This is a genomic window from Methylocystis sp., from assembly GCF_051061285.1.
GTDB lineage: Bacteria > Pseudomonadota > Alphaproteobacteria > Rhizobiales > Beijerinckiaceae > Methylocystis.
Genome location: NZ_JBPFEA010000019.1, coordinates 12,784 through 37,437 on the forward strand (window position 1 = coordinate 12,784; position 24,654 = coordinate 37,437).

General features: G+C 63.2%; 24 protein-coding genes. 4 read left to right on the top strand and 20 right to left on the bottom strand.

Features of this window, described 5'->3' with window-relative positions:
* Positions 1 to 115: 115 nt before the first annotated feature.
* From ACR65T_RS06670 to ACR65T_RS06680, 3 genes are read left to right on the top strand one after another with little or no spacing between them, the layout of a single operon-like run.
* Positions 116 to 1,504: a leucyl aminopeptidase family protein gene (locus tag ACR65T_RS06670; protein WP_434495743.1), complete on the top strand. Its 1,389-nt coding sequence runs from the start codon at positions 116 to 118 to the stop codon at positions 1,502 to 1,504.
* Complete coding sequence (locus ACR65T_RS06675) at positions 1,501 to 2,364, top strand: C40 family peptidase (protein WP_434495744.1); 864 nt, start codon at positions 1,501 to 1,503, stop codon at positions 2,362 to 2,364. Before ACR65T_RS06670 ends, ACR65T_RS06675 begins: the two co-directional genes overlap by 4 nt.
* Positions 2,361 to 2,870: a MaoC/PaaZ C-terminal domain-containing protein gene (locus ACR65T_RS06680; protein ID WP_434495745.1), complete on the top strand. Its 510-nt coding sequence runs from the start codon at positions 2,361 to 2,363 to the stop codon at positions 2,868 to 2,870. The genes ACR65T_RS06675 and ACR65T_RS06680 overlap by 4 nt, the downstream gene beginning before the upstream one ends.
* On the opposite strand, the gene ACR65T_RS06685 is transcribed toward ACR65T_RS06680, so the two are convergent.
* From ACR65T_RS06685 to ACR65T_RS06710, 6 genes are all read right to left on the bottom strand, one after another.
* Positions 2,853 to 4,493 (bottom strand): ABC transporter ATP-binding protein, encoded by a 1,641-nt coding sequence (locus ACR65T_RS06685; RefSeq protein ID WP_434495746.1) that lies wholly within the window; start codon positions 4,491 to 4,493, stop codon positions 2,853 to 2,855. The two genes, ACR65T_RS06680 and ACR65T_RS06685, sit on opposite strands and share 18 nt — an antisense overlap.
* The gene (locus ACR65T_RS06690) at positions 4,493 to 4,960 is read right to left on the bottom strand and encodes a type II toxin-antitoxin system VapC family toxin (protein ID WP_055725729.1); all 468 of its coding nucleotides are present in this window, start codon (positions 4,958 to 4,960) and stop codon (positions 4,493 to 4,495) included. The genes ACR65T_RS06685 and ACR65T_RS06690 overlap by 1 nt, the downstream gene beginning before the upstream one ends.
* Before the next feature lie 4 nt (positions 4,961 to 4,964).
* On the bottom strand, positions 4,965 to 5,189 hold the full coding sequence (locus ACR65T_RS06695; RefSeq protein WP_434495747.1) for a hypothetical protein: 225 nt from the start codon (positions 5,187 to 5,189) through the stop codon (positions 4,965 to 4,967).
* 31 nt (positions 5,190 to 5,220) lie between these two features.
* Positions 5,221 to 6,393: an ABC transporter permease gene (locus ACR65T_RS06700; protein WP_434495748.1), complete on the bottom strand. Its 1,173-nt coding sequence runs from the start codon at positions 6,391 to 6,393 to the stop codon at positions 5,221 to 5,223.
* Positions 6,390 to 7,502, bottom strand: a complete 1,113-nt coding sequence (locus ACR65T_RS06705; RefSeq protein WP_434495749.1) for a microcin C ABC transporter permease YejB — start codon at positions 7,500 to 7,502, stop codon at positions 6,390 to 6,392. Before ACR65T_RS06705 ends, ACR65T_RS06700 begins: the two co-directional genes overlap by 4 nt.
* A gap of 66 nt (positions 7,503 to 7,568) precedes the next feature.
* Positions 7,569 to 9,482, bottom strand: coding sequence for an extracellular solute-binding protein (locus tag ACR65T_RS06710; RefSeq protein ID WP_434495750.1), 1,914 nt, complete (start codon positions 9,480 to 9,482; stop codon positions 7,569 to 7,571).
* A gap of 149 nt (positions 9,483 to 9,631) precedes the next feature.
* On the opposite strand from ACR65T_RS06710, the gene ACR65T_RS06715 reads away from it, so the two are divergent.
* A complete protein-coding gene (locus ACR65T_RS06715; RefSeq protein WP_434495751.1) occupies positions 9,632 to 11,080 on the top strand; it encodes an NAD-dependent succinate-semialdehyde dehydrogenase in 1,449 nt (482 codons plus the stop codon).
* Here the strand turns inward: ACR65T_RS06715 and ACR65T_RS06720 are convergent, their stop codons facing one another.
* From ACR65T_RS06720 to ybeY, 14 genes are all read right to left on the bottom strand, one after another.
* Positions 11,081 to 12,583, bottom strand: a complete 1,503-nt coding sequence (locus ACR65T_RS06720; RefSeq protein WP_434495752.1) for a bifunctional metallophosphatase/5'-nucleotidase — start codon at positions 12,581 to 12,583, stop codon at positions 11,081 to 11,083.
* 342 nt (positions 12,584 to 12,925) lie between these two features.
* Positions 12,926 to 14,401 (bottom strand): ammonium transporter, encoded by a 1,476-nt coding sequence (locus tag ACR65T_RS06725; RefSeq protein ID WP_434495753.1) that lies wholly within the window; start codon positions 14,399 to 14,401, stop codon positions 12,926 to 12,928.
* Positions 14,402 to 14,433: 32 nt separating this feature from the next.
* Positions 14,434 to 14,772 carry a P-II family nitrogen regulator gene (locus ACR65T_RS06730; RefSeq protein WP_014890399.1) on the bottom strand — a complete coding sequence of 113 codons (339 nt, stop codon included), beginning with the start codon at positions 14,770 to 14,772 and terminating at the stop codon, positions 14,434 to 14,436.
* 354 nt (positions 14,773 to 15,126) lie between these two features.
* Positions 15,127 to 16,002 carry an acyl-CoA thioesterase gene (locus ACR65T_RS06735; protein WP_434495754.1) on the bottom strand — a complete coding sequence of 292 codons (876 nt, stop codon included), beginning with the start codon at positions 16,000 to 16,002 and terminating at the stop codon, positions 15,127 to 15,129.
* Between the two features lie 14 nt (positions 16,003 to 16,016).
* Positions 16,017 to 16,241, bottom strand: coding sequence for a Trm112 family protein (locus ACR65T_RS06740; protein ID WP_175093074.1), 225 nt, complete (start codon positions 16,239 to 16,241; stop codon positions 16,017 to 16,019).
* A 15-nt stretch (positions 16,242 to 16,256) separates the two neighbouring features.
* Positions 16,257 to 16,925: an LON peptidase substrate-binding domain-containing protein gene (locus tag ACR65T_RS06745; protein WP_434495755.1), complete on the bottom strand. Its 669-nt coding sequence runs from the start codon at positions 16,923 to 16,925 to the stop codon at positions 16,257 to 16,259.
* Between the two features lie 16 nt (positions 16,926 to 16,941).
* Entirely contained in the window at positions 16,942 to 17,835 is an 894-nt protein-coding gene (locus tag ACR65T_RS06750) for a tetratricopeptide repeat protein (protein WP_434495756.1), read from the bottom strand.
* A 66-nt stretch (positions 17,836 to 17,901) separates the two neighbouring features.
* Complete coding sequence (trmB, locus tag ACR65T_RS06755) at positions 17,902 to 18,585, bottom strand: tRNA (guanosine(46)-N7)-methyltransferase TrmB (RefSeq protein WP_434495757.1); 684 nt, start codon at positions 18,583 to 18,585, stop codon at positions 17,902 to 17,904.
* Positions 18,586 to 18,731: 146 nt separating this feature from the next.
* A complete protein-coding gene (metK, locus tag ACR65T_RS06760; protein ID WP_175093077.1) occupies positions 18,732 to 19,922 on the bottom strand; it encodes a methionine adenosyltransferase in 1,191 nt (396 codons plus the stop codon).
* A gap of 127 nt (positions 19,923 to 20,049) precedes the next feature.
* Positions 20,050 to 20,469 (bottom strand): helix-turn-helix domain-containing protein, encoded by a 420-nt coding sequence (locus ACR65T_RS06765; RefSeq protein ID WP_434495758.1) that lies wholly within the window; start codon positions 20,467 to 20,469, stop codon positions 20,050 to 20,052.
* 281 nt (positions 20,470 to 20,750) lie between these two features.
* Positions 20,751 to 22,394 carry an apolipoprotein N-acyltransferase gene (lnt, locus tag ACR65T_RS06770; protein WP_434495759.1) on the bottom strand — a complete coding sequence of 548 codons (1,644 nt, stop codon included), beginning with the start codon at positions 22,392 to 22,394 and terminating at the stop codon, positions 20,751 to 20,753.
* Positions 22,395 to 22,486: 92 nt separating this feature from the next.
* Entirely contained in the window at positions 22,487 to 23,137 is a 651-nt protein-coding gene (locus ACR65T_RS06775; protein ID WP_434495760.1) for a Fe2+-dependent dioxygenase, read from the bottom strand.
* 74 nt (positions 23,138 to 23,211) lie between these two features.
* Positions 23,212 to 24,153, bottom strand: a complete 942-nt coding sequence (locus ACR65T_RS06780; RefSeq protein WP_434495761.1) for a hemolysin family protein — start codon at positions 24,151 to 24,153, stop codon at positions 23,212 to 23,214.
* Between the two features lie 9 nt (positions 24,154 to 24,162).
* Positions 24,163 to 24,654 (bottom strand): rRNA maturation RNase YbeY, encoded by a 492-nt coding sequence (ybeY, locus tag ACR65T_RS06785; protein WP_434495762.1) that lies wholly within the window; start codon positions 24,652 to 24,654, stop codon positions 24,163 to 24,165.

Sequence of the window (24,654 nt, forward strand, 5' to 3'; positions counted from 1 at the left end):
CGCCGCCTTCGTCCGCCACGCCGCTTGAGATGAGCGATCTTTCCCTTTTGTGTGATGCGGGCGCCCGGTAGAGGTAGAAGCCGATCGTCGGGAGCGCAGAAAGCGGCGGAAGCGGATGAAGCTTGAAGACTGGTCGCCCGAGGCGACCGCCATCGATTTCGTTAATAAGGAAGACTGGCCCGAACGTCGCGCGAAGCTGCCTGAGCCTACAGCGCGTCTCGCGGAGCTTGCCGGATTTGAGGCGAAGCCCGGCTCGCTTCTGATCGCGCCTGACGCCGATGGCGCGCCGCGGGTCTTTTTCGGCGCGGAGGGCAGGGCGCCAAAGGCGCGCGATCCGTTCTTTGCCGGAAAGCTCGCGACTGCGCTGCCCAAGGGGCTCTACCGGTTTGGCGATGGCGTCGACGCGCCGGCGCAGGCGGCGCTGGCGTTCCTTCTGTCGACCTATTCCTTCTCGCGCTACAAGGCGCCAAAGAGCGAAGCCCCGCGTCTGTGCGCGCCGCAGGGCGTCGACCGCGCGCGCGTCGAGCGCATCGCCAGCGCCGTCGCCCTCGGGCGCGATCTCGTGAATACGCCGACCAATGACATGGGGCCGGAGGCGCTCGCCGAAGCGGCGCTCGCTCTCGGCGCGAAACATGGCGCCAAGATTCGCGTCATTGTCGGCGACGCTTTGCTCGCGGAAAACTTCCCCTTGATTCACGCCGTCGGGCGCGCGGCCGCGCAGGCGCCGAGGCTCGTCGAATTTGAACACGGCCCGGAGGACGGTCTGCGCGTCACGCTGGTCGGCAAGGGGGTCTGCTTCGATACGGGCGGTCTCGACATCAAGCCTTCGAGCGCGATGGCGCTGATGAAGAAGGACATGGGCGGCGCCGCGACGACCCTGTCGCTCGCGGCGATGCTGCTTGACGGCAATACGCCGGTCCGTTTGCGCGTGCTGCTTCCGATCGTCGAGAATTCGATTTCGGCCTCGGCGTTTCGAACGAGCGACATTTACCGCAGCCGCAAAGGGCTGAGCGTCGAAATCGGCAACACCGACGCCGAGGGCAGGCTTATTCTCGCCGATGCGCTCGCCTATGCGAGCGAAACGCCGCCTGATCTGCTGTTCGATTTCGCGACGCTGACAGGCGCCGCGCGCGTCGCGCTGGGTCCTGAAATTCCGCCGTTCTATACCGGCGATGACGCGCTCGCCCAAGAGATCGCCGGGCAGGCCGCCGCGGTGAACGATCCGGTGTGGCGGATGCCTCTATGGGACAATTACGACAGCGGTCTCGACGGCAAGATCTCCGATCTGGTCAATGTCACGAGCGGTCCCTTCGCCGGATCGATCACCGCCGCGCTGTTTTTGAGGCGCTTCGTGGCGGATCCCAAGCGCTGGGCGCATTTCGACGTTTACTGCTGGAATCCGTCGGCGAAGCCCGGCCGCCCGGAAGGCGGCGAGGCGCAGGCGGCGCGTCTGCTTTATGAATTGATCGAGGCCCGCGCCGAGCAGAGGAACGCGAAGCCGTGAGCGAAGATTTCGATCGGCGGCTGACGCCCGCGCGCCCAGAAGTCGCCGCCGCCTATCTCAAGGGACGCGTGAGCGCCGACCGCTATGTGGAAGGCGTCGCGATGGAGGTCAGAGACTGCGTCGTCGACCTTCGGCGTGAACCACGTCCCGACGCCGCCGTCGACACTCAGGCGATCTATGGCGAGCGCGTCACCGTTTACGATGAGGAGGAAGGCTGGGCGTGGGCGCAACTTGCGCGCGACAATTATGTCGGCTGGATCGCCGCGAATACGCTATGGCGCGAATTGAGCGCGCCGACGCATCGCGTCCGCGTTCCACGGACCTTCATTTATCCCGGTCCGAACATCAAATTGCCGCCGCTCAACGCGCTGCCGCTCGGCGCCGAAGTCGCGATCGCCGAGGAGCGCGGCGGCTTTGGCGTGACGCCGGAGCTCGGATTCATCTATCGCAAACATCTCGCGCCGCGCGAGGCGAAGGCGCCCGACTTTGTCGCCGTGGCCGAGACGCTTCTAGGCGCGCCCTATCTCTGGGGCGGCAAGTCTTGGATGGGCGTTGATTGCTCGGGACTGGTGCAGGTTTCCTTGCTGATGGCGGGAGTGCAGTCGCCGCGCGACACCGATATGCAGGAAGCCGCGCTCGGCGCGCGGCTCGATCCCGGCGTCCCGCTCCTGCGCGGCGACATCGTCTTTTGGAAGGGCCATGTCGGCCTCATGCGCGACCCCGTGACGCTGCTGCACGCCAACGCGACCCATATGCAAGTCGCCAGCGAGCCGCTCGACGTCGTGCGCGCGCGCAACGAGGCGGCGGGGGCTGGACCGGTCACCAGCGTGAAGCGATTGCCGAGAGACATTTTGGCATGACGAAAAGGCTTTATCTGGAAGATCTTCGCGTTGGGCAGCGGTTGCGCTCGGCGAGCGTCACGATCACCGCGCAGGACATCATCCGCTTCGCGCGCGACAGCGATCCTCAGTATTTTCATCTCGACGAAGAGGCGGCCAAAGACAGCATGTTCGGCGGGCTCGTCGCCAGCGGTTGGCAAACCGGCGCGCTGAGCGTGAAGCTCCTCATCGACTCTGCCGATCCGCCTTTCGCAGGCGGGCTCGTCGGCGTTGAGGCGCATATCGCCTGGAAACTGCCGGTGCGGCCGGACGACTCCCTGCGAGTGGAAGCCGAAGTCACGCGGATCGTGCTTCCGCGGCGCTATGCCGATCGCGGTTTCGTTTCGATGGAGATGGCGACCTATAACCAGCGCGGCGAAGTCGTGCTGACGCAGAGCGTCACAGTGATCGCCTTCCGCGACCCTGCGCGGGCGGGCGAAAGTTCAAACGGCGCCACGGCGATTCCGGAATCATTTTCCGGCGACTGAGTTGCCCGGAATGGGCTCCGCCTCGTTGCGAAACGCCGCTGCGAAGAGCGCGCGCGTATACTCGCTCTTGGGCTGCGAAAACACCTGGCTCGCCGGCCCTTCCTCAACCACCTTGCCATAGCGCATGACGATGAGATGGGCGGCGAGCGCCTTCACGACGCGCAGATCGTGACTGATGAAGAGATAGGCGAGCGAGCGGCGACGCTGCAGGTCGCGCAAGAGATCGATGATCTGCGCCTGCACGGACATGTCGAGCGCCGAGGTCGGCTCGTCGAGCACGACGAATTTCGGTTCGAGCACAATGGCGCGGGCGATGGCGATCCGCTGCCGTTGGCCGCCGGAAAATTCGTGCGGGTAGCGGTCCATCGTCGATGGATCAAGCCCGGTTTCCTGCAGCGCGCGCGCAACGATTTCTCGGCGCTGATTGAGCGTAAGTTCGGGCCGCTGAACGGTCAGTCCTTCGGCGACGATTTCCGCGACTGACATGCGCGGAGAGAGAGAGCCGTAAGGGTCTTGGAAGACGATTTGCATGTCGCGGCGAAGCGGACGCATCGCGTCGACGCTTTTGCCGTCGATGCGCTCTCCGAGGAAGACGATCGGACCTTCCGAGCGAATGAGCCGCAGCATCGCCAGCGCCAGCGTCGTCTTGCCGGAGCCCGACTCGCCGACGACGCCGACGGTCGCGCCCTCGCGCACCGAAAGGGTGACGCCGTCCACCGCCTTCACATGGCCGACGATCCGACGCATGAAGCCGCGCCGGATCGGAAACCAGACGCGCAGTTGCTCGGCCGATGCGACGACGGGCGCTTGCGTGTCTTCGATAATCGGCGCGCCCTTGGGCTCCGCCGTCAGCAGCGCCTTGGTGTAGGGATGCTGCGGCGATGTGAAGACCTCTCCCACCTCGCCCTGTTCGACGATCTGGCCCTTCTGCATCACGCAGACCGTGTCGGCGAAACGGCGCACGAGCCTAAGGTCGTGGGTGATGAACAGCATCGCCATGCCGTAGGTTTTTTGAAGCCGCTCGAGCAGCGCGAGAATCTGCGCCTGAACCGTGACGTCGAGCGCGGTGGTCGGCTCGTCGGCGATCAGCAGATCGGGCTTGTTGGCGAGCGCCATGGCGATCATGACGCGCTGACGCTGGCCGCCCGAGAGCTGATGCGGATAGGCGCTCAGCCGCGCCTGAGGATCAGGAATGCCGACTTCACCCAGAAGCTCAACGACTCGGTTCCGAACCGCGTCTTCGCCGCGCATGCCGTGCAGTTCGAGAATCTCCGCAATCTGCCGCTCGATCATGTGCAGCGGATTGAGCGAGGTCATCGGCTCCTGGAACACCATTGTGATGCCTGCGCCACGAATGGCGCGCAGACGATTGTCGTCGACCGTGAGCATATTCTCGCCGTCGAACAGCGCCTCGCCGGACGCGATCGCGCCAGGAGGAAGCAGGCGTACGATCGACAGAGCGCTGATCGACTTGCCGGAGCCGGATTCGCCGACGAGCGCCAGCGTCTTGCCCCGCTCAAGAGAGAAGGAGACGTGATCGACCGCCTTGGTCTCATGCCCGCCTTGCCGAAAGGTGACGGAGAGATCGCGAATGTTGAGGAGAGGAGGGGACATCGTTGGCATCACGATAATTGCGACGAAGCCGCTAGGATGCGATCAACGCCAGAATGGTCGGGCCCCACTTGAATCATGCCTGGCGGAAGTCGCATTCGCCTATCCTTGGAGAGGAAAAATCCGCACTTGGCTTGAACAGCCGTTGTGACGTGGATCGCATCAGGTAGCTTACAGGGCGTCGCTTCTCTCAATTCAGCTGTTTGGATGAGGATATCTCGAGTCACTGGCCGCAGTTCGACAAGTCGACTCCCAGTCAGAAGATCGAGGTATAGACGCCGCCTTTGGCTCGGAACCAGAGCCTGTGGGCGGATGACCGGCGCCAACAACTCTGCGAGCGTGAGTTCGCTTGTTACGGCCGAAAGCGGCTTTTCACGTATTGCAAGGAGCAGCTTCTGGACCGGCGTGGCCAGCTCAAGGGGCGACTCGAAGCCAATAATAAACACATTTGTGTCGATATAGACTGGCGGGGCGCGCACTTTGCTAGTGGCTCCACTCGTCTCTCATGGCGCTGACGTGTTCGTCGACGTCGCGAATTGACATAAACACATCGCGTCGAAGCGCAAACATTTCCTCCAAAGAGAGAATTTCCTCAGGCGGGGGTTCGATCTCGACCGTTATCGTCACGGTGGCGTTCGAATCGATACCATCCCTTAGTTCCTCGGGAAGTTTCGCCGCCGGATAATGTTCACGCACAATTCTGTTCATCGTGATGCTCCGCCTGCAATCTACCACGCCGTCACCGGAAATTCTTCCTCGGATCGAAGGCGTCGCGGACCGCCTCGCCGACAAAGACCAGAAGCGACAGCATCAGCGCGATGATCGCAAAGCCGGTCAGTCCCAGCCACGGGGCCTGGAGATTGGATTTTGCCTGCAGCAACAGTTCGCCGAGCGAGGGCGAGCCCGGCGGCAGGCCAAACCCCAGAAAGTCCAGCGCCGTAAGCGTGGTGATCGACGAGTTGAGAATGAAGGGCAGGAAGGTCAGCGTCGCCACGGTGGCGTTCGGCAGCAGGTGCTTGACGATAATGCTGAAATTGCTCAGCCCAAGCGCGCGCGCCGCATTGACATATTCGAAGTTGCGCGCGCGCAGGAACTCGGCGCGAACGACATGCACCAGCGACACCCAGGAGAACAGCAGCAGGATGCCAAGCAGTACGAAAAAGCCGGGCGTCAAGAACGATGAAATGATGATGAGCAGATAGAGCTGCGGCAGCGACGACCAGACTTCGATGAAGCGTTGGAACACAAGATCGACGCGCCCGCCGAAGTAGCCCTGTATCGCCCCCGCGGCGACGCCGACGATCGAGGAGATCGTCGCCAGGATCAGTCCGAACAGCACCGAGATGCGGAATCCATAAAGCAGGCGCGCGACGACGTCGCGGCCCTGATCGTCGGTGCCGAGCCAATTATATTCGAGTGCGGCGCAGCCGCGATTGGGTTCGCCGGGCCGCAGACCTTTCGCCGCCGCGACCTCGCATTGCTGATGCGTCAGCATCCAGGTTGGCGGCGAGGGCGCGGGCGTCGGCAGCTCGAGATTATGCGTGTCATAGGAAAAGCGAATCGGCGGCCAAAGCATCCAGCCATGCGCTTTGATTTCGTCGGCGATAACAGGATCGCGATAATCGGTGCGGGCCAGGAAGCCGCCGAATTTTTCTTCCGGATAGGACACGAAGGCGGGGAACAGCAATTGGCCCTTGTACCAGGCCAGAATCGGCCGGTCGTTCGCCAGGAAATTCGAGCCGAGCGCCATGATGAACAGCGTCATGAAGACCCAGAACGACCAATAGCCGCGCTTGTTCGCCTTGAAACTGTCGAGGCGTCGCCGGTCGAGCGGCGTCAGCCGCAGCCAGCCTTCGCGATGAAGGGGCGGGGCGAGGTGAGTTTCGGCGTCGGCTGCTGCGCTCACCGTCACACCTCGCGCGTTTCGAAATCGATGCGCGGATCGATCCAAGTATAGGTGAGATCGGAAAGGAGATTCACCACGAGTCCGAGCAGCGCAAAGATGTAGAGGTTGGCGAAGACGACCGGATAGTCGCGATTGACGATGCTCTCGAAAGACAGGTAGCCGAGCCCATCAAGCGAAAAGATCGTTTCGATCAGCACCGAGCCGGTGAGAAAGGCGTGTACGAAGGCGCCGGGAAAGCCGGCGATGACGATCAGCATGGCGTTGCGAAACACATGTCCATAGAGCACGCGCCGCTCGGTCAGGCCCTTCATGCGCGCCGTCTGCACATATTGCTTGCGGATCTCGTCGAGGAAAGAGTTCTTTGTCAGAAACGTCTGCGTTGCGAAGGCGCCAAGCGTCATCGCGGAGACGGGCAGAATGATGTGCCAGAGATAGTCCTTCACCTTGCCAAATAGCGACAGCTGCCAGAAATCGTCCGAGGTCAGGCCGCGCAGCGGGAAGATTTGCCAGAAGGAGCCGCCGGCGAAGAGCACGATCAGCAGCATCGCAAAAAGAAAACTCGGAATGGCGTAGCCGACGATGATGGCGTTGGACGTCCACATGTCGAATTTCGTTCCATCGCGCACCGCTTTGGCGATGCCGAGCGGAATTGAAATGGAATAAGAGAGAAGCGTCATCCAGAGGCCGAGCGAAATCGACACGGGAAGCTTTTCGCCGATCAGCTTGAGGACGCTCTCGTCGCGAAAATAGCTGCGCCCGAAATCGAACATCGCATAATTCTTCACCATCAGCAGGAATCGCTCCCACGCCGGCTTGTCGAAGCCGAACTGCTTTTCGAGCTCCGCGATGAATTTCGGGTCGAGCCCCTGCGCTCCGCGATATTTCGAGGCGGTTTCGGCGGCCATCGTTCCGGTCTGGCTCGCGCCGCCCTGTCCGACGTCGCCGCCCCCGCCGGAAAAGCGTCCGGTCGCGCCGACGTCGAAGCCTTGCAGTTGCGCGATGATGCGCTCCACAGGACCGCCCGGCGCGAACTGCACGATGACGAAAGAGATGAGCATGATGCCGAGGATCGTCGGGATCATCAGCAGCACGCGGCGGGCGATATAGGCTCCCATTAACGTCTCGCGTTCTTTTGCATCGGCCGCATTTCGGCTCCCGACGGACTGCGCCGGGAAATTCCCTTAGCGTCCCGTGAAGTTGATTTTTTGCGCCTTATCCTCGTCCCACCACCAGGTCCACAGCACGCCGGTGTCGAACTTCGGCGGGCGTTCGGGCTGGCCGAAGAGATCCCAATAGGCGAAGCGATGCACCGGATTATACCAGTGCGGAACCCAATAGCGTTCCGCGCGCAAAGCGCGGTCGAGCGCACGGCTGCAGGTGACGAGCTCTTCGCGCGTTTGCGCCTGGAGCGCCTTTTCGACGAGCGAGTCGATCGCCGGATTGGAGACGCCCGGCAGGTTTCGCGAGCCGGGCACATTGGCGGTCTTCGAGCTGAAATAAGCGCGAAGCTCCTCTCCGGGGTTCCAGCTCATGAGCAGCACGTCGTGAACGACGTCGAAGTCAAAGTTTTCAAGTCGCTGCTTGTACTGCGCGGCGTCGACGACGCGGATGTGGGCGTTGACTCCGAGAAGCTTCAAATTCTTGATGAAGGGCTGCGTGTGCCGCTCGAAGACGTTGGAATTGTCGAGAAACTCGAACTCCAGCGGCGTTCCGTCGGGCAAGCATAGAACGCCATCCTTGCGCGTGCAGCCGGCCGCAACGAACAGATCATTCGCCTTTTTGAGCAGGACGCGATCCTGACCCGTGCCGTCAGAAACCGGCGCGACGAAGGGCTCGCCAAAAACTTCCGCTGGCAGATCAGCGCGATAGGGCTCCAGCAGCGCCTTTTCCTGTTCGCTCGGCAAGCCTTTCGCTTCAAGCTCGGAGTTCTCGAAATAGGACGAGATGCGCTTATAGGCGTCATACATCAGGTTGCGGCTTGTCCATTCGTAATCGAAGGCGTAGCCGATCGCTTCACGCACCCGCGGATCTTTAAAAATCTTGCGGCGCGTGTTGAAGAACCATCCCTGGATCTGCGGAATATTGTTGTTGGGCGTCGTCGTTCGCTTGACGCGCCCGTCCTTGAACGCCGGAAAATCATAGCCCGTCGCCCAAACGCGCGCGATGTTTTCCTCTCGCTCGGTGAATGCGCCGGCCTTGAAGGCTTCGAAGGCGACCTGGCTGTCGCCGAAATATTCGAAGCGCACGACGTCGAAATTTGCCTGGCCTGTTGCGATCGGCAGGTCCTTCGCCCAATAGTCAGGCATCCGATGATAGGCGATGTATCGACCCTGCTCGAAGGCGCCGACTTTGTACGGCCCGGAGCCGAGCGGCGGCTCCATTGTCGTCGCTGCGAAGTCGCGGTCCTTGTAATAGGCGCGCGAAAAGATCGGCTGACCCACGACGCTGAGCGGCAGATCGCGCGTGCGGTCAGGCGCGAAGCGCAGCACGAGAACGTCGTCCGCCTCGGCTTCGGCGCTTTCGAGGTCACGCAGCATCTGGCTGATGACAGGATGGCCCTTGCTCTTGAGAATGTTGAGCGAAAAGGCCGCGTCATGCGCCGTGAGCGGCGAGCCGTCGTGGAACCGCGCCTCTTTACGTAACAGAAAAGCGTAAGTGAGCTTGTCAGGCGAGATGCGCACCTTTTTGGCGACGAGGCCGTAGTAGGCGTCGCGCTCGTCGAGGCTCTGATTCATCAGACTGTCGAAGACGAGCGTTAGGCCCGTCGCCGGATTGCCCCGCAGCACATAGGCGTTGAAACTGTCGTAGGTCGAGCTTGCCGGCGACAGCGCCAAAGTCCCTCCCTTGGGGGCTTTCGCATTCACGTAGCCGAAATATTTGAAGTCGGCCGGCTCGCCAAGGTCGCCAAAGGTCGAAAGGCCGTGGCTCTCGACTTCGCCCTGGGCGAGGGGACCGAAGCGGTTGGGGGCGCCGGTCGGCGGCGCTCCGGGCTTGGCCAGAACGCGCGGCGCGACCAATGCGGCGGCGCCGGCGCCGATAACGGAGCGACGGGACAGGCGAATGCGCGTCAGATCGACGATTGTGGAACGAGCCAAATGTGACCTCAGGCGGAGGAGGGCGCTTGCCCATGAGCCGCGATTATGTCGGTTTTTTTGCGGGTTCGCGAGCGGCCCGTTAAGGACCGTCACGCCGCTTTGGCCCTTTGTAGCAAAAATGCGCGACGCGCGCCCAGGGGGAAGTCGAAATGAACTCTGTCAGCCTAGGCCTTCGCGAGCAAGCATTCATCGGCGGGCTTTGGGTCGGCGCCGACAGCGGCGTGACCTTCGCCGTCAATAACCCAGCGACAGGCGCGGTCCTCGGCCACGTTCCCGACATGGGCGCAGCCGAGACGCGCCGGGCGATCGAGTCTTGTGCGCGGGCGCTGCCAAGCTGGCGCGATCGCGCCGCCAAGGAGCGCGCGCATATCATGCGTCGCTGGTTCGAGTTGATCATGGCCGATCAGGAGCGGCTGGCGGGCATCATCACCGCGGAGATGGGCAAGCCGCTCGGCGAGGCGCGCGGCGAAATCGCCTACGCCGCCAGCTTCATCGAGTGGTTCGCGGAGGAGGGCCGGCGCATCTATGGCGACGTGATACCGGGTCCGACCGATCGTCGCCTGCTCGTCTTCAAACAGGCGATTGGCGTCACCGCGGCGATTACGCCATGGAACTTCCCTTCGGCCATGTTCGCGCGCAAGGTCGGCGCGGCGCTTGGCGCCGGCTGCACGATGGTGGTGAAGCCTGCGGAGCTGACGCCCTTCTCCGCGCTGGCGCTCGCGGAACTTGCCGAACGCGCCGGCGTGCCCTCCGGCGTGATCAATGTGGTCACGGCGAAAGACCCCGCGCCGGTCGGGCGCGAATTCACGCAAAATCCGGTCGTGCGCAAGCTGACCTTCACCGGCTCGACCGAAGTGGGCAGAATTCTCCTGCGGCAAGCGGCCGAGAACATCCAGAAATGCTCGATGGAGCTTGGCGGCAACGCGCCGCTGATTATCTTTGAAGACGCCGATCTCGATCGCGCCGTCGAGGGCGCGATCGCCACCAAATACCGCAACAGCGGTCAGACCTGCGTTTCGGCGAACCGCATCCTCGTGCATGCGTCGATCGTCGACGTTTTCGCCGAAAAACTCGCGGCGGCGACCGGCGCGCTAAAGGTCGGCGAAGGGACGGAGGCGGGCGTCGCCATCGGTCCGCTGATTGAAGAAGCGGCGGTCGAAAAGGTCGAGCGTCACGTCGCCGACGCCGTCGCCCGCGGCGCAAAGATCCTCACCGGCGGCGCCCGCCACGCGCTCGGCGGTTCTTTCTTTCAACCCACGGTGCTCGCCAATGTGCCGGCCGACGCGCTCATCTTCAACGAGGAGACCTTCGGTCCCGTCGCGCCGCTGATTTCCTTTGAAAGCGAGGCGGAAGCGGTGCGTCTCGCCAACGCCACGCCTTACGGTCTCGCCGCTTACTTCTACAGTCGCGACGTCGCCCGCGTCATCCGCGTCGCCGAGCAGTTGGAATTCGGCATGGTGGGCGTCAACGAGACGCTGATCTCGACCGAAACGGCGCCATTTGGCGGGGTGAAACACTCGGGCCTGGGACGCGAAGGATCGCGCTACGGCGTCGATGATTATATCGAGATCAAATATGTCTGCCTCGGTGGACTTTGATCATTCGATCCTGATGCGGCCGTCGACGACGGGCGCAATCACGCCGGCCTTTTCGATTGCGCCGATGATAACGTTCGTCAGCAGCGGACCCTCGAGGTCGCTGACCAGCGGTTTCCCCCGCGCAAGCGCAACATAGCCGTCCTTGCCGCGCGCCAGGAAGTCGATCGTCGCGACCTTGTAGAGCTTCGTGTCGTCGAGCGGCTTGCCGCCGACCTCGATTGAAACAAGCCGCGAGCCTGGCACAGCATTACGCCGCACGACGATGCGCGCGCCGGAAATCTGAGCGAAGCGGCCGGCGTCCTTGCCGATCAGCCAGACGGCGTTTTCCAGGGCGGCGCGCAGATCGGCGCCTGAAAGCTCCAGAGTCACAAGCTGATTGTTGAACGGCAGCTCCTTGGCGATGTCCTTGCGCGTCAGCGTTGTCCCGGAAGCGTAGCCGCGGTTGCCGCGAATGCCGCCGCCGTTGAGGATTGCAACGTCAGCGCCGGCGGCGGCGCGCATCGCGTCGGCGAAAAAGTCGCCGATCGCGGTCTCTTCACTGCGCACGCTCGCCTTTCGACTGTCGAGCGGCGTCTTTGTGCGCCCGATGTCGACGTCGAGCGCCTTGTCGACCTCGGCTTCATATTGCGCGACGCGTTCTGCAATCGCGGCGTCTGGCGTCACGTCGGCCGTGTCGATGATGCGGAACCTGGGCGTCCAGCGCTTGACGCCGTCGTCGGCGATCCGCATCTCGACATCGATCGCGACGAGATTGACGCCGTCGGCCTGGGTCTCGCCGATGGCGGCGCGCCCGTCATAGGCGACCAGAAGATTGTGGTCATGCCCGGACAGAACAATGTCGATCGTCCCGAGTTTCGCGAGGCGCAGATCGTCCTGCCATTCGGAATGCGTGACGACGACGACCAGATCGGCGCCGGCGTCGCGAAGCGCCTTGGCCTGGCGTTTCGCCGTCTCGATCGCGGGCAGAAGTCTCAGGCTTCCGGGACTGGAGCGTCTGGCGGCCTCGTCATCGGTCAGACCGAAGAGTCCGACCTTCACCCCATCGACGTTGATGATTTTGCTGTCGGCGAAGCCCGGCGCGGTCTGGCCGGAGGCGTCGCGAAGATTCGCGGCGAGCAAAGGGAACTTCGCTTCGCCCATGCGCTGGCGAAAAACCGCTTCGCCGAAATCGAACTCGTGATTGCCGGGCGTGAAGACGTCAAGGCCGATGCGGTTGAGAAGGTCCATGATATGCGCGCCCTTGTCGACGCTCGAAGTAAGCGAAGGCGATAGCGTGTCGCCGGCGTGCGCGACGATGACATTCTTCCTTTTCGCGCGCTCGGCTTTCAGCCCACCGGCGATCCGGGCGAACCCGCCGCGTCCGTCTCTCTCAGCCATTTCGTAGATGTCGCTGAAGACGACGAAGGTGAGATTGACGACGCGCTCGGCTGCGCGCGCGGGAAAGGCGAAAGCCGCGAGGAGAAAGAGAAACGCCAGACCCGCGCGCCGCATTTCAAAAAACATCGATCCTGGCCCCTATCGACTGATGGGCGCATGTTGCATCGGCGCAATGATAAGGGCAACACGCGCGCAAACCCTCTCCCTGTGGGAGAGGGTGGTCGCCGGAGTCGACCGGGAGAGGGGTTTGAAACTTGGGCGCCTTCTTGAGTCGCCGGATCGCGTGCGTCGCCTGCGAACACATTTATCGAAAGATTTCACCCCTCATCCGACCCGGCTTCGCCGGGCCACCTTCTCCCTCTGGGAGAAGGGACGCGCGCTCTTTCTTGAGTGGGTTTGCGCTTCGCCAACTTACAAAATGAAACGGCGCCCGTGGGCGCCGCTTCGCATCGTGTCAGGAGACTAAACCTAGTAGTTGTAAGCGCGCTCGCCGTGATCGCTGATGTCGAGGCCTTCGCGCTCTTGATCCGGCGTCGGCCGCAGACCGACGATGAGGTCGACGAGCTTGAAGAGGATCGCCGAACCGATGCCGGACCACAGAAGCGTCGCGATGACGGCGATTCCCTGGGCCTTCATCTGCGCGACCATGTCATAGGTTCCGGCGTAGTTTTCCAGATTGGTGTAGTCGGTGATGCCGACGCCGCCGAGATCGGGACTGACCAGAATTCCGGTCGCCAAGGCGCCGGTGATGCCGCCGATGCAGTGCACGCCGAAGACATCGAGCGCGTCGTCGTAGCCCGCCATCTTCTTCACGAAATCGACGAAGAAGAGACAGATCGGCGAAACGGCGAGGCCAAGGACGATGGCGCCGACCGGACCTGCATAGCCCGACGCCGGCGTCACGGCGACGAGGCCGGCGACCGCGCCGGTGATGAGGCCGAGCATCGACGGTTTGCCCTTCACCAACCACTCGACGATCATCCAGGAGAGCGCCGCAGCCGCCGTCGCCACCATGGTGTTGACGAATGCGAGCGCGGTCGCGCCGTTCGCCTCGAGATTGGAGCCGGCGTTGAAGCCGAACCAGCCGACCCACAGTAATGAGGCGCCGACCATCGACAGGGTGAGCGAATGCGGCGGCAAGGCCTCTTTGCCATAGCCGATGCGCTTGCCGACGATGATTGCGCCCACCAAGCCGGCGATTCCGGCGTTGATGTGCACCACTGTGCCGCCCGCGAAGTCCAGCGCGCCCTTGCCGGCGAGCCAGCCCACGGCGGCGTTGATCTCATCGATCTTCGCCTGCGCGGCCGCTTTCGCCGCCTCGTCGCCGGCCGCGGCGAGTTGGGTCGCAGCGTCGACGAGCGCGTTCGGATCGGCGACGCCCCACACCCAATGCGCGATGGGGAAGTAGATGACCGTCACCCAGAAGGCGACGAACAGCAGAACGGCCGAAAATTTCATGCGCTCGGCGAAGGCGCCGATGATCAGCGCCGGGGTGATCATCGCGAAGGTCATCTGGAAGACGAAATAAGCATATTCCGGAATGACGGTGCCGGGGGTGAAGGTCGCCGCATTGGAGGCGGCCGTCACGCCCTTGAGAAACAGCTTGTTGAAGCCGCCGATATAATTGCTGAGCGATCCGCCGTCGCCGAAGGCGAGCGAATAGCCGTAGACCGTCCAGATCACGCCGACGAGCGCGACGATCGCGAAAGTTTGCGACAGGATCGACAGCATGTTCTTGGCGCGCACCAGGCCGCCGTAGAACAGCGCGAGGCCCGGAATCGACATCATCAGCACCAAGAGCGACGACGTCAGCATCCAGGCGGTGTCGCCGGGATTGGGGGTCGGGTCGTTCGCGGCGAAGGCCGGAAACGCCAAGGATGCCGAAATCGCCGCTCCCGCGATGACCGAAGCGACAGAAGCGCTTCGAGGCGAAGGAAGTTTCATGTGTGAGAGCTCCTGATGTTGCGGGGAGGCGATCAAAGCGCGTCGGCGTCGGTTTCGCCGGTGCGGATGCGGATGGCGCGCTCGAGCGGCGTGACGAAAATCTTTCCGTCGCCGATTTGTCCGGTGCGCGCGGTGTTGGAGATTGCCTGGATCACCTGTTCGACGAGGGCGGCGTCGACAGCGACTTCGATTTTTAGCTTTGGCAAGAAACTGATCGCATACTCGGCGCCGCGATAAATTTCCGTATGTCCCTTCTGACGTCCGTAGCCCTTGACCTCAGTCACGGTAAGGCCGTGCACGCCGATGTTGGTCAGCGCGTCGCGGACCTCATCGAGCTTGAACGGCTTGATGATCGCTGTCACGATTTTCATCTGCCAATCCTGTTGGTTATCGACCTCGTTGGCGAGCGTTCGCTCGCGTGACGGCGGCGTTTCTTGATTGCAATTCGCGGGAGGACGCCGCCGCGTCGGCGACTTGCCGCTTTCAAATGCCGTGCCAGCCGCGCTGACGACTGAAATCTACTGACCGGAAGCGTATCTGCTGAGACACAGGCTGCGCCGCAGCTTGCTGCGGGGCTGGCTATCGCCTTTGCGGGCCTCGGCTATGCGCTCGAGTCAGGGGCGCCCCCGGTTCGCCCGCGCGCTTTCGCTTAGGGCGCCGCCGCCCGGCTCTGTGCCTAGATATTACGCAGACTTTCTTCATCTGCCTGCTGTGTAGGCAGTCGCTCAGGATCGCGTCGAGTCGCGCTGGCGCACCAGGCCTTCCTGGCTCACCGAGGCGACGAGGCGTCCCTCGCGGGTGAAGATCTGGCCGCGCGTCAAGGCGCGCGCGCCGCCGGCCCACGGGCTTTGCTGCGCATAGAGCAGCCATTCGTCGACTCGCATCGGCCCGTGTATCCACAGGGCATGATCGAGGCTCGCCACCTGGATCTTCGGATCGAAGATGGTAAGGCCGTGAACGAGCAGCGCCGTATTGAGCAGCGTCATATCGGAAAGATAGGCGAGCAGCGCCGTGTGAATGGCGGGGTCGTCTGGCGCCGCGCCGCGCACGCGAAACCAGATCATCTGGCCGGCCGCGCGGCGTTCGGGAAAAAACACGTCGTCGGGCGCGACGACGCGCATGTCGAGCGCGCTTCGCCGCTGCAGCCAGCTCTCGGCCTGTTCGGGAAGAAAGGCGCGAAAGCGCTCAACGAGCGTATGCACGTCGTCGAGACTCTCCGGGTCCGGGGCGTCCGGCATGTGGGCGGCGTGCGTAAGACCTTCTTCGCGCCGTTGGAACGACGCCTCCATTGAAAAGATCGTATGTCCGCGCTGCGTGGCGTTACAGCGCCGCGTGGTGAAGCTCTTGCCGTCGCGCACGCGTTCGACGGCGAAGTCGATCGGAATCGACGGATCGCCGGCGAGGACGAAATAGCCGTGCAGCGAATGAGCAGGACGGTCCGCAGGGGTCGTCCGCGTCGCGGCGACGAGCGCCTGAGCCACGGCCTGACCGCCATAGACCTGACGGCCGGAAGAGGCCGGGCTATGGCCGCGGAAGAGGTCTGGTCCGACCTCCTCGAGATCGAGAAGCGCCAGAAGCTTGGATGGCGCGGTTTCGTCCATAGCGGACGAGCCGGTCAGTCGATCTGGCGCGCCTCTTCGGGCAGCATGATCGGAATGCCGTCGCGGATCGGATAGGCAAGCCGCGCCGAGCGCGAAATGAGCTCCTGGCGCGCGCTGTCATATTCGAGCGTCGTCTTCGTCAGCGGGCAGACGAGGATTTCGAGCAGGCGCGGATCAATCCGCGTCGGCTCCGCTGGGGATTCAAATCTCTCGGCGCCGGAATCGCGTTCGTCAGTCATGGTCGTCAATTTCCCTTAATGCCACTGCGGCCGGTCGCCGGCTCGTTGCGCGAGATCGAGCTTCGCGAGCGCGATGAGCGTTTCCGCGCGGGTTTTCAGATCGATGGCTTCGATCAGCGCCTGCTTGTCGTTGGCGCCGAACGGACACATCATCGCGAGCGCGTTGACGAGCGTCTCCGTCGGCGCCGCGTCTATGCTCGCCCAGTCAACTTCAAGTTTCGAACATTCGGCGAAGTTGCGCAACATTGACACCATGCTTTCGCGGTCGACCGCGTCGGCGCCGGCGCCCGTCGTCAAATCCTCCAAGAATTCGTCATATCCGACCTGACACTGCCGATACTGCGTCCGAACCCTAAGCTCCTCGAGAACGCGAAACCGCACGACGCCGGTGAGGGTGATGAGATAGCGGCCGTCTCCGGTCTCGGCGAGACGCGTGATCCGTCCGGCGCAGCCGACATTATAGAGCTGCGTCGCGTCGGCGACCGTCTCGTCGCCCGGCAGCGGCTGGATCATGCCGATCAGCCGCGCGCCGGCGATCGCGTCGTCGACCATCGCGAGATAGCGCGGCTCAAAAACATTGAGCGGCAGTTCGCCGCGCGGCAGCAATATGGCGCCCGAAAGCGGGAAAAGCGGCAGAACCTTCGGCAATTCGTCGATGTCGGCGTAGGGACGGTTCAGGCTCATATCGGCGAACGCCTCCCTAGGAGTAGAGCAGCGTGGACAGTCGTCGCCGTGCGTTCACGGCCGCCCTGTCCATCGGTCCCCACGCCTCAAAAAACTGAATGAGCTGCCTTCTTGCCCCATCGTCATTCCAACTACGGTCGCGGCGGATGATTTCAAGCAGCGCATCCGTCGCTTCCTCGCGCAGTCCTTTGGCGTTGAGCGCGAGCGCGAGATCGAAATAGGCCTGCAGGTCGTTGGGATCGAAATTGACGCGATTTCTCAGTTCGTCGATCTCGCCGAGATCCTGCGCCTGCTGGGCGTTCTGAAGCGCCGCCGCAGCCGCCGCGACGCCGCTGTCGCGGCGAAGAGCGTCGGGAAGGGCCTCAAGGAGCGCCCCGGCCTCATCGAAGCGTCCCGAGTCGATGTAAAGACGCAGCAAGGCTGCGGCGGCCCTGGCGTTGGGCGGTTCGCCGCCGGCGAGTTCGCTCAGCAGCGACTCCGCGCCGGCGAGATCGCCCTCCGCGATCATCGCCTGCGCCGCTTCGAGCGCATCGCCCTCGTCCTCGATCGGGCCGATCAGCCGCTCCAGAAAGCCCTTGATTTGACTCTCGGGCAGCGCGCCGACGAAACCGTCGATCGGTCGTGCCCGCTGAAACGCCACCACGGCGGGAATCGACTTGACGCCAAGCTGATCGGCGATCAGCGGATCGGCGTCGATATTCATTTTGACGAGCGCGATCTTGCCGGCCGAGGCGGCCACCAGACGCTCGATGACGGGCGCGAGCTGGCGACAGGGGCCGCACCAGGGGGCCCAAAAATCGACGAGCACGATCTGCCGCATCGAAGCGTCGAGAACGTCGGCGCGGAAACGATCCGTGGTCGTTTCGACCGGCGTCGTCGGCGCGTTAGCCATTCCCGCCGTCTCAACCATGCGCTTCTCCCCCTGTCGTCATCGTCGGCCGTGTGATTTTTGAAGGCTTTGCAACTTGGAGGCGGCTTAGCGCAGCGCCCGGACGAAGGTCAGATAGACCGGATCGCGGCCTTCGGCCATGGCTTTGGCTTCATATTTGGTTCGGGTCCAGCCTGGCCATGGCGTTCGCCAGTCCTCGGCGCGCTGCGCGCGCCAGCGGAAGGCTGGGTGCGCGCGCAGCCGCGCCAAGCTCCAGGCGGCATAATCGTCGATGTCCGTCGCAAAGCGCAGCTCCGCGCCCGCATGCATCGCCCGCGCCAGACGGTCGAGATTTTCCCGCGCCACGAAACGCCGCTTGTGATGGCGTCGTTTGGGCCAGGGGTCAGGATAGAAAAGATATACGCGCGACAGGCTATCTTCCGGCAGCCAGTCGAGCACATCTGCGGCGTCGCCTTGATGCAGGCGGATATTCGTCAGTCCACGCTCGTCGATCCGGGCGAGGAGCTTCGCCACGCCGTTGAGGAAGGGTTCGCAGCCGATGAATTCAACCTCGGGGCTGTCGCTTGCCGCCGCAATCAGATGCTCGCCGCCGCCAAAGCCGATCTCGAGGCGCCTTTCGCGGGCCGTGGGCGCCGGCGGCTGCGCAAGATCGAGCGACAGACGCGGCAAGAGCTCTTCGATCAGCGCCGCCTGACGCTTTCGGAGCGCCTTGCCTTTCGAGCGGCCATAGAGACGGGCGTGCGCGCCGCGTTGCTGAGAGGTCTCGCTCATAAGCGCTAATTGGCCGCGATCATTTGGAACGTCGTCCAGTTTGTGGCGCTGGCTTGCTCCCGCGTCACAAACTGAGCCATCTCGCGCCGGACAGAGCATTTCTCCGCTGCGGCGTTCGCCTTCCGAGCCGCTCGAACCGGCCGAACTTAGGCGAAATGCGACTTCAGCTGGTCGACGAGATCGGTCTTCTCCCAGGAGAAGCCGCCGTCCGCGTCAGGCGTCCGGCCGAAGTGGCCGTAGGCGGAGGTGCGCGCATAGATCGGTCGGTTCAGCTGAAGATGCTCGCGAATCCCCCGCGGCGAGAGGCGAATGAGCTGAGGCAGCAGCTCTTCCACCTTCTCCTCGCACACATGGCCGGTGCCATGCAGATCGACATAGATCGACAGCGGCTCGGCGACGCCGATCGCGTAGGACAGCTGCAGCGTGCAGCGGTCGGCGAGCCCGGCCGCGACGACGTTCTTGGCGAGATAGCGCGCCGCGTAAGCGGCCGAACGATCGACCTTGGTCGGATCCTTGCCGGAGAAGGCGCCGCCGCCGTGCGGCGCGGCGCCGCCATAGGTGTCGACGATGATCTTGCGGCCGGTGAGGCCGGCGTCGCCGTCGGGCCCGCCAATGTAGAATTTACCGGTCGGATTGACGTGCCAGACGGTCGTGTTGGTGATCCAGCCGTCGGGCAGCGCGTCGCGAATATAGGGCTCGGCGATGCTGCGAATGTCGGCCGGCGAGAGGGTTTCGTCGACATGCTGATGCGACAGCACGATCTGCGTCGCCTCGACGGGCTTGCCGTCGGCGTAGCGCACCGTGACCTGGCTCTTGGCGTCGGGACCGAGGCCTTTTTCCTTGCCGCTATGGCGCGCCTGGGCGAGCAGCTCCAGAATCTTATGCGAATAATAGATCGGCGCCGGCATCAGTTCGGGCGTTTCGCGCACGGCGTAGCCGAACATGATGCCCTGGTCGCCCGCGCCTTCGTCCTTGTTGCCGGCGGCGTCCACGCCCTGTGCAATATCGACGGATTGCTCGTGCAGCAGCACTTCCACATTGGCGGTGTTCCAATGGAACCCGCGCTGCTCGTAGCCGATGGCGCGAATCGCGCCGCGCGTGATCTCGATGATCCGATCGAAGGGAATATGCGGCCCGCGCACTTCTCCGGCGATGACGACGCGGTTTGTGGTCGCAAGAGTCTCCGCGGCCACGCGAATGGCGTAGGGATCGATGCCGGCCTTGGAACCTTCACGGAAAAACTCGTCAACGATTTCGTCTGAAATACGGTCGCAAACCTTGTCCGGATGGCCTTCGGAAACGGACTCGCTCGTGAAAAGATAATTTTTCCGGGTCACTTCCAAATCTCCGATGGCTTTGAGGAAGAGTTGAACAACTGCGGAGCAGGGGGAGTCATCTGCCAGCGCGCGTTCGGTGCGTCAAGCCGAAAAGGCCAAATCGTTCGTTTTGGAGAACGACATTCTCTTACTCCCGCGCCGGCTCCGACTGGTCTGCGAGCGTCGTCACCAGATCGAGCACGCGCTTTCGCACCTTGGGATCGCGGATGCGGGCGAAGGCGCGATTGAGATGCAGGCCTTCCGTCGTCGATAAAAAATCGACGACGTATTGCGACGAGGACTCCTCAGCGAATCCGCCGGTCGGCGCTGGCGCGCCGCTCGTTGGCGCGCCTTCGAAGAAAAAGGACGGCGGCACGTTCAGAGTCTTCGAAATCTGTTGCAGGCGGCTCGCGCCGATACGATTGGCGCCTTTCTCGTATTTCTGCACTTGCTGAAAAGTGAGTCCGAGCGCGTCTCCAAGCTTCTCCTGACTCATTTTCATGAGAATTCGCTGCATGCGAACGCGGCTGCCGACGTGACGATCGATCGGGTCTGGCGCCTTCTTCAACTTTACCGCCTCCTGCTCAGTTGTAGCCGAATTGTCGTCGGGCGCGCAAGCTACATCGCAGGTAGGTGCATGAATTTCAAGAAGATTTCAGCTAAGCGCGGTCGGGCGGCGATCTTCCCGGCAAGGACAGTCTACATTTCCCGGCCTGCTCCGATAGCTGCGTGGCCCGTAGAACCGTGAAAAGTGCAAGGTCCAGGCGCCGAGGCCAGCGTCGCCCCCATGCAAGCGGCGTCTTTTCGCCGCGGGCGGATCATCGACCGCTCGACAAAGAAGAAGCGACTTTATGGCTGGCGCCGGGCGACGCCGAGCAAGGCCATGGCCGTCGCTGCGGCAAGGAGCGCTGGGAACGCCAGCGCGCCATAAGCGGCGAAGACAGTGGGCTCCGCCTCCCTCGGCAGACGCCCGTCGATGAGGCCTTCTTCGCCGAGCGGCAGCGACTGAAGGATGCGTCCGTAGGCGTCGATGATCGCCGAAACGCCGGTATTGGCGACGCGGATCATTGGCAGCCCTTCTTCGATCGCGCGCAGGCGGGCCTGGGCCAGATGCTGATAGGGCCCGGTCGTGCGGCCGAACCATCCGTCATTGGTGACGTTAAGGAACAGAAGGGGGCGATCCGCGGCCCCGCGCGGGATCGTCTCGCCCGGGAAAATCGCTTCGTAGCAGATGAGCGGCGCAATTGGCGGCAGACCGGGCGCCGCGAGAAGGCGCGGCCCCGCGCCGCGGTCCCAGATGCCCGGCACGAGGTGATTGATTCCAAGCGGCCGCAGCAGGTCCTCCAGCGGCAGATATTCTCCGAAGGGAACGAGATGAACCTTGTCGTATAAAGCGACGATCGACTCTCCCTTCAGCGCCTCGATCGAATTGAAGATCTTGCCCTGCCGTCCGTCGCCATCGCCTTCGGCCCGCGCCGCGCCGGTCAAAAGAACGCCGCCCTTGAGCGCGCGGGCGATCGCCGCCAGCGCCTCCGGGTGGCGTGAAATGACATAGGGAAACGCCGATTCCGGCCAGACGAGATGGGTGACCTCGGCGAGGCCGGACGGCCGCGCGTTTGTCGCGCGTTCCGAGAGCGCGAGATAGTGACGCAAAATGTTCGCGCCATTCTCGGGGCGAAATTTCGCATCCTGAGGGAGATTGGGCTGCATCAGGCGCAACGCCACGCCGTCGACATATTCCGTTTCGTCGGCGCCAAGCCGAAACACGCCATAAGCGAACATCAGCAGGGCCAGCGCCGCCGCGGCGAACATCGTCCCGCCGATGCGGCGCCCGTCGCGCGGCGCGCGATCGATGAGCGTCGCCGGCGCGGCGAAAATCACGATCGCTATGATGTCGAGCCCATGCAGGCCGACGAGAGAGGCCGTCTGCGCCATTGGCCCGGCGCTCGTGAGCGCCATGCCGAAATCGTTCCAGGGAAAGCCCGTGAACAGATGGCCGCGCAACCACTCCGCGGCCCCCAGTCCCGCGGCGAGCGCGAAGACGCGGGCGCCGCCAGGCGACCACAAGAGGCGCGCGACGGCGAAACCCGCGGCTGGAAACGCCGCAAGAACCGCCGGCAGACCGAACACGGCGAGCGGCAGCGCCCAGGCGAACTGATCGGCTTCGACGAGCATCGCGGCGCCCATCCACCAGAGGCCCGCCACGAAATAGCCGAAGCCCAGCCACCAGCCGGCTCCCGCCGCCGAAAGAATCGGGCCAAGGGCAAAGCGCGGCGAGTCGTCGCCGTCCGCCGCGCCGTCGATGAGCCAGACGGCGACGGTGAGCGGCGCGAACATGGCCGGAATGAAATCGAAAGGCGCGAGGGCGAGAGCGCCGGTTGCGCCGGCGCAGAACGCGATCGCGCGGCGCGTCCAGCCGCGGGACATGGCGATTCGCAGCAGAAGCGAGGGGGCCAACGCGGACGCGCGGGAGATCTCGGCAAACTCCGCCATGATTGGGCCTTGTCCCGTTGAATCGACGGATGCGACTCTAAAGAGTTTCCGGGAGGCGCAAAGCTTGCCCGGCAGGCGAGACAGCCTTCGCCTCACTCGCACCACATGCGCATGAGGTCGCCGGAATTTTTCACAAGCAGATCGCCGATCTCGTCGCACCCGTGTCGCTGCAGATAGTTTCTATGCGCGTAATTCAAATCGCGCAGAATCTTGCGTTTCGTCTCGTCGCGGACGCGGCTTTCGATCCAGCCGACGCAAGCCAGGCGGCTGCCCCGCGTGATTTTTTCCACGCGGTGAATGAGGCCCGTCGAATAGATGAAAACGCTGCCGATCTTCGGCTTGAGTTTCAACAGCCCGTTCTCTTGCTCGAGCACCAGTTCGCCGCCATCGTAATTCGTGTGATCCTCAAGGAAGAGCGTAAACGACAGATCGCAGCGGAAGCCATTCATAATCGGCGCGTCGGAATGATTGGCGTAATGCATGCCCTCGTCATATCGGTTCACCTGCATTGCGGCGATGCGCTTTGGTATGGCGTAAAAGTCGACGCGCGCGTCGCTCATCAACCGATGCGCTATGTCGTTAAGAATCGCGTGTCCCTTGGCTGGATCCATTTGTAAATTGTTCTTGGCGCTCGCCGCCATTCCGGTCGCAGTGGCGCCGCCGCCGACAAACGGCGTCGCGAGAATTTTCTTGCGCAACTCAATGCAAGCGGCCTCGTCGTAAAAGTCCTCAATCAGCTGCAAGGGAAATCCTTCCGGAAGCGACAGAGTCTGCGACCCCTGCCGTTTGAATGTGACATGCACATTGCAGAGGCGCTTCAGACGCGCCGGCGCACGCGCAACTTGCCGACCCGCCGCGGATCGGCGTCGACGATCTCAAATTCGTGGGAGTCGACCGGCGTCGCGATGATCTCGCCGCGCATCGGGACGCGGCCGGCGAGCCACGCGACCATACCGCCGAGCGTCGTCACCTCGGCGGGCGTATCTTCAAGTCGGAAGTCGACGCCGAGCCGCGCCGTCACTTCATCAAGATCGGCGCGCCCGTCGATGATGAAATCGCCGTTCTCAAGCTCGACGAAGCCCGACTCGTCGATGACGTCATGTTCGTCTTCGATATCCCCGACGATCATCTCCATGATGTCCTCGATGGTGACGAGGCCGTCCGTGCCGCCATATTCGTCGATGACGAGCGCCAGATGCGTGCGCGTCGCCTGCATACGGATCAAAAGATCGAGCGCCGGCATGGAGCGCGGCACGAAGAGCACCGGCTTGAGCAAATTCGCCTGCGACAGCGGCGTGTCGAAGTCGATCTTTCTCGGTTCGACGGTCGTCGCGTCGGAGTCTTCGCGCCGATCGGCGCAGCACGCGATATGATTGACGAAATCGCGGATATGGATCATCCCGCGCGGATCGTCGAGCGTATCGGCGTAAACCGGCAGACGCGAATGGGCGGCGGTGCGAAACAGCTCCAAGGCTTCGCGCAGCGGCGCATCCAGCGAGATGGCGACGATGTCGGCGCGGGGAATCATCGCGTCGTCGACGCGCATGTCGTGCAGGCCAAGGACGTTCTTCAAGAGCGCCCGCTCATGCGGGGTCACGTCGCCCGCCGACTCTTCAAGCCTGTCTTCGATGTCCTCGCGCACCGAGGCCGGCGCAAGACCGAGCAGCCCGCGCAGCCTGTCGACGAGGCTCAGGCGCGGTCCATCGCCAGTGCGTCTTAATGGAATGGGATCGTCGGCGTTATCGTATCGCGTCGACATGCGCTTTGTTCAATTCGCTCCGCCGGCCGGCCCGTCTGCATCATCCGCATAGGGGTCGGGAAATCCAAGCGCCGTCACGATCTTACGCTCCAGCGCTTCCATCCGCTCGGCCTCGGCGGCGGTCTCGTGATCATATCCGATCAGATGCAGAAATCCATGTGCGATCATATGCGCCGTGTGGGCGCGCAAAAGCTTGCCCTGTTGCTCCGCCTCTTTGGCGACGGTTTCGAAGGCGACGATTACGTCGCCAAGGAGAGGCTTGCGCTCGAGCGCGCCAGGCGTCGGAAAAGACAGGACATTCGTGGGTTGATCCTTGCCGCGCCACTCGGCGTTGAGCTGCTGAATCGCCGCGTCGTTGCAAAATGTGACGCTGATTTCACATTCGGGAGCTAGCGCAGCCCCGCTTATGGCGAGACTCTGACAAACGCATTCTTTCGTTAAATTTTCCAGATCCCCGACGCGCCGCCATGCAGGCGCCGCGATATTCACGTCGATCTCCAA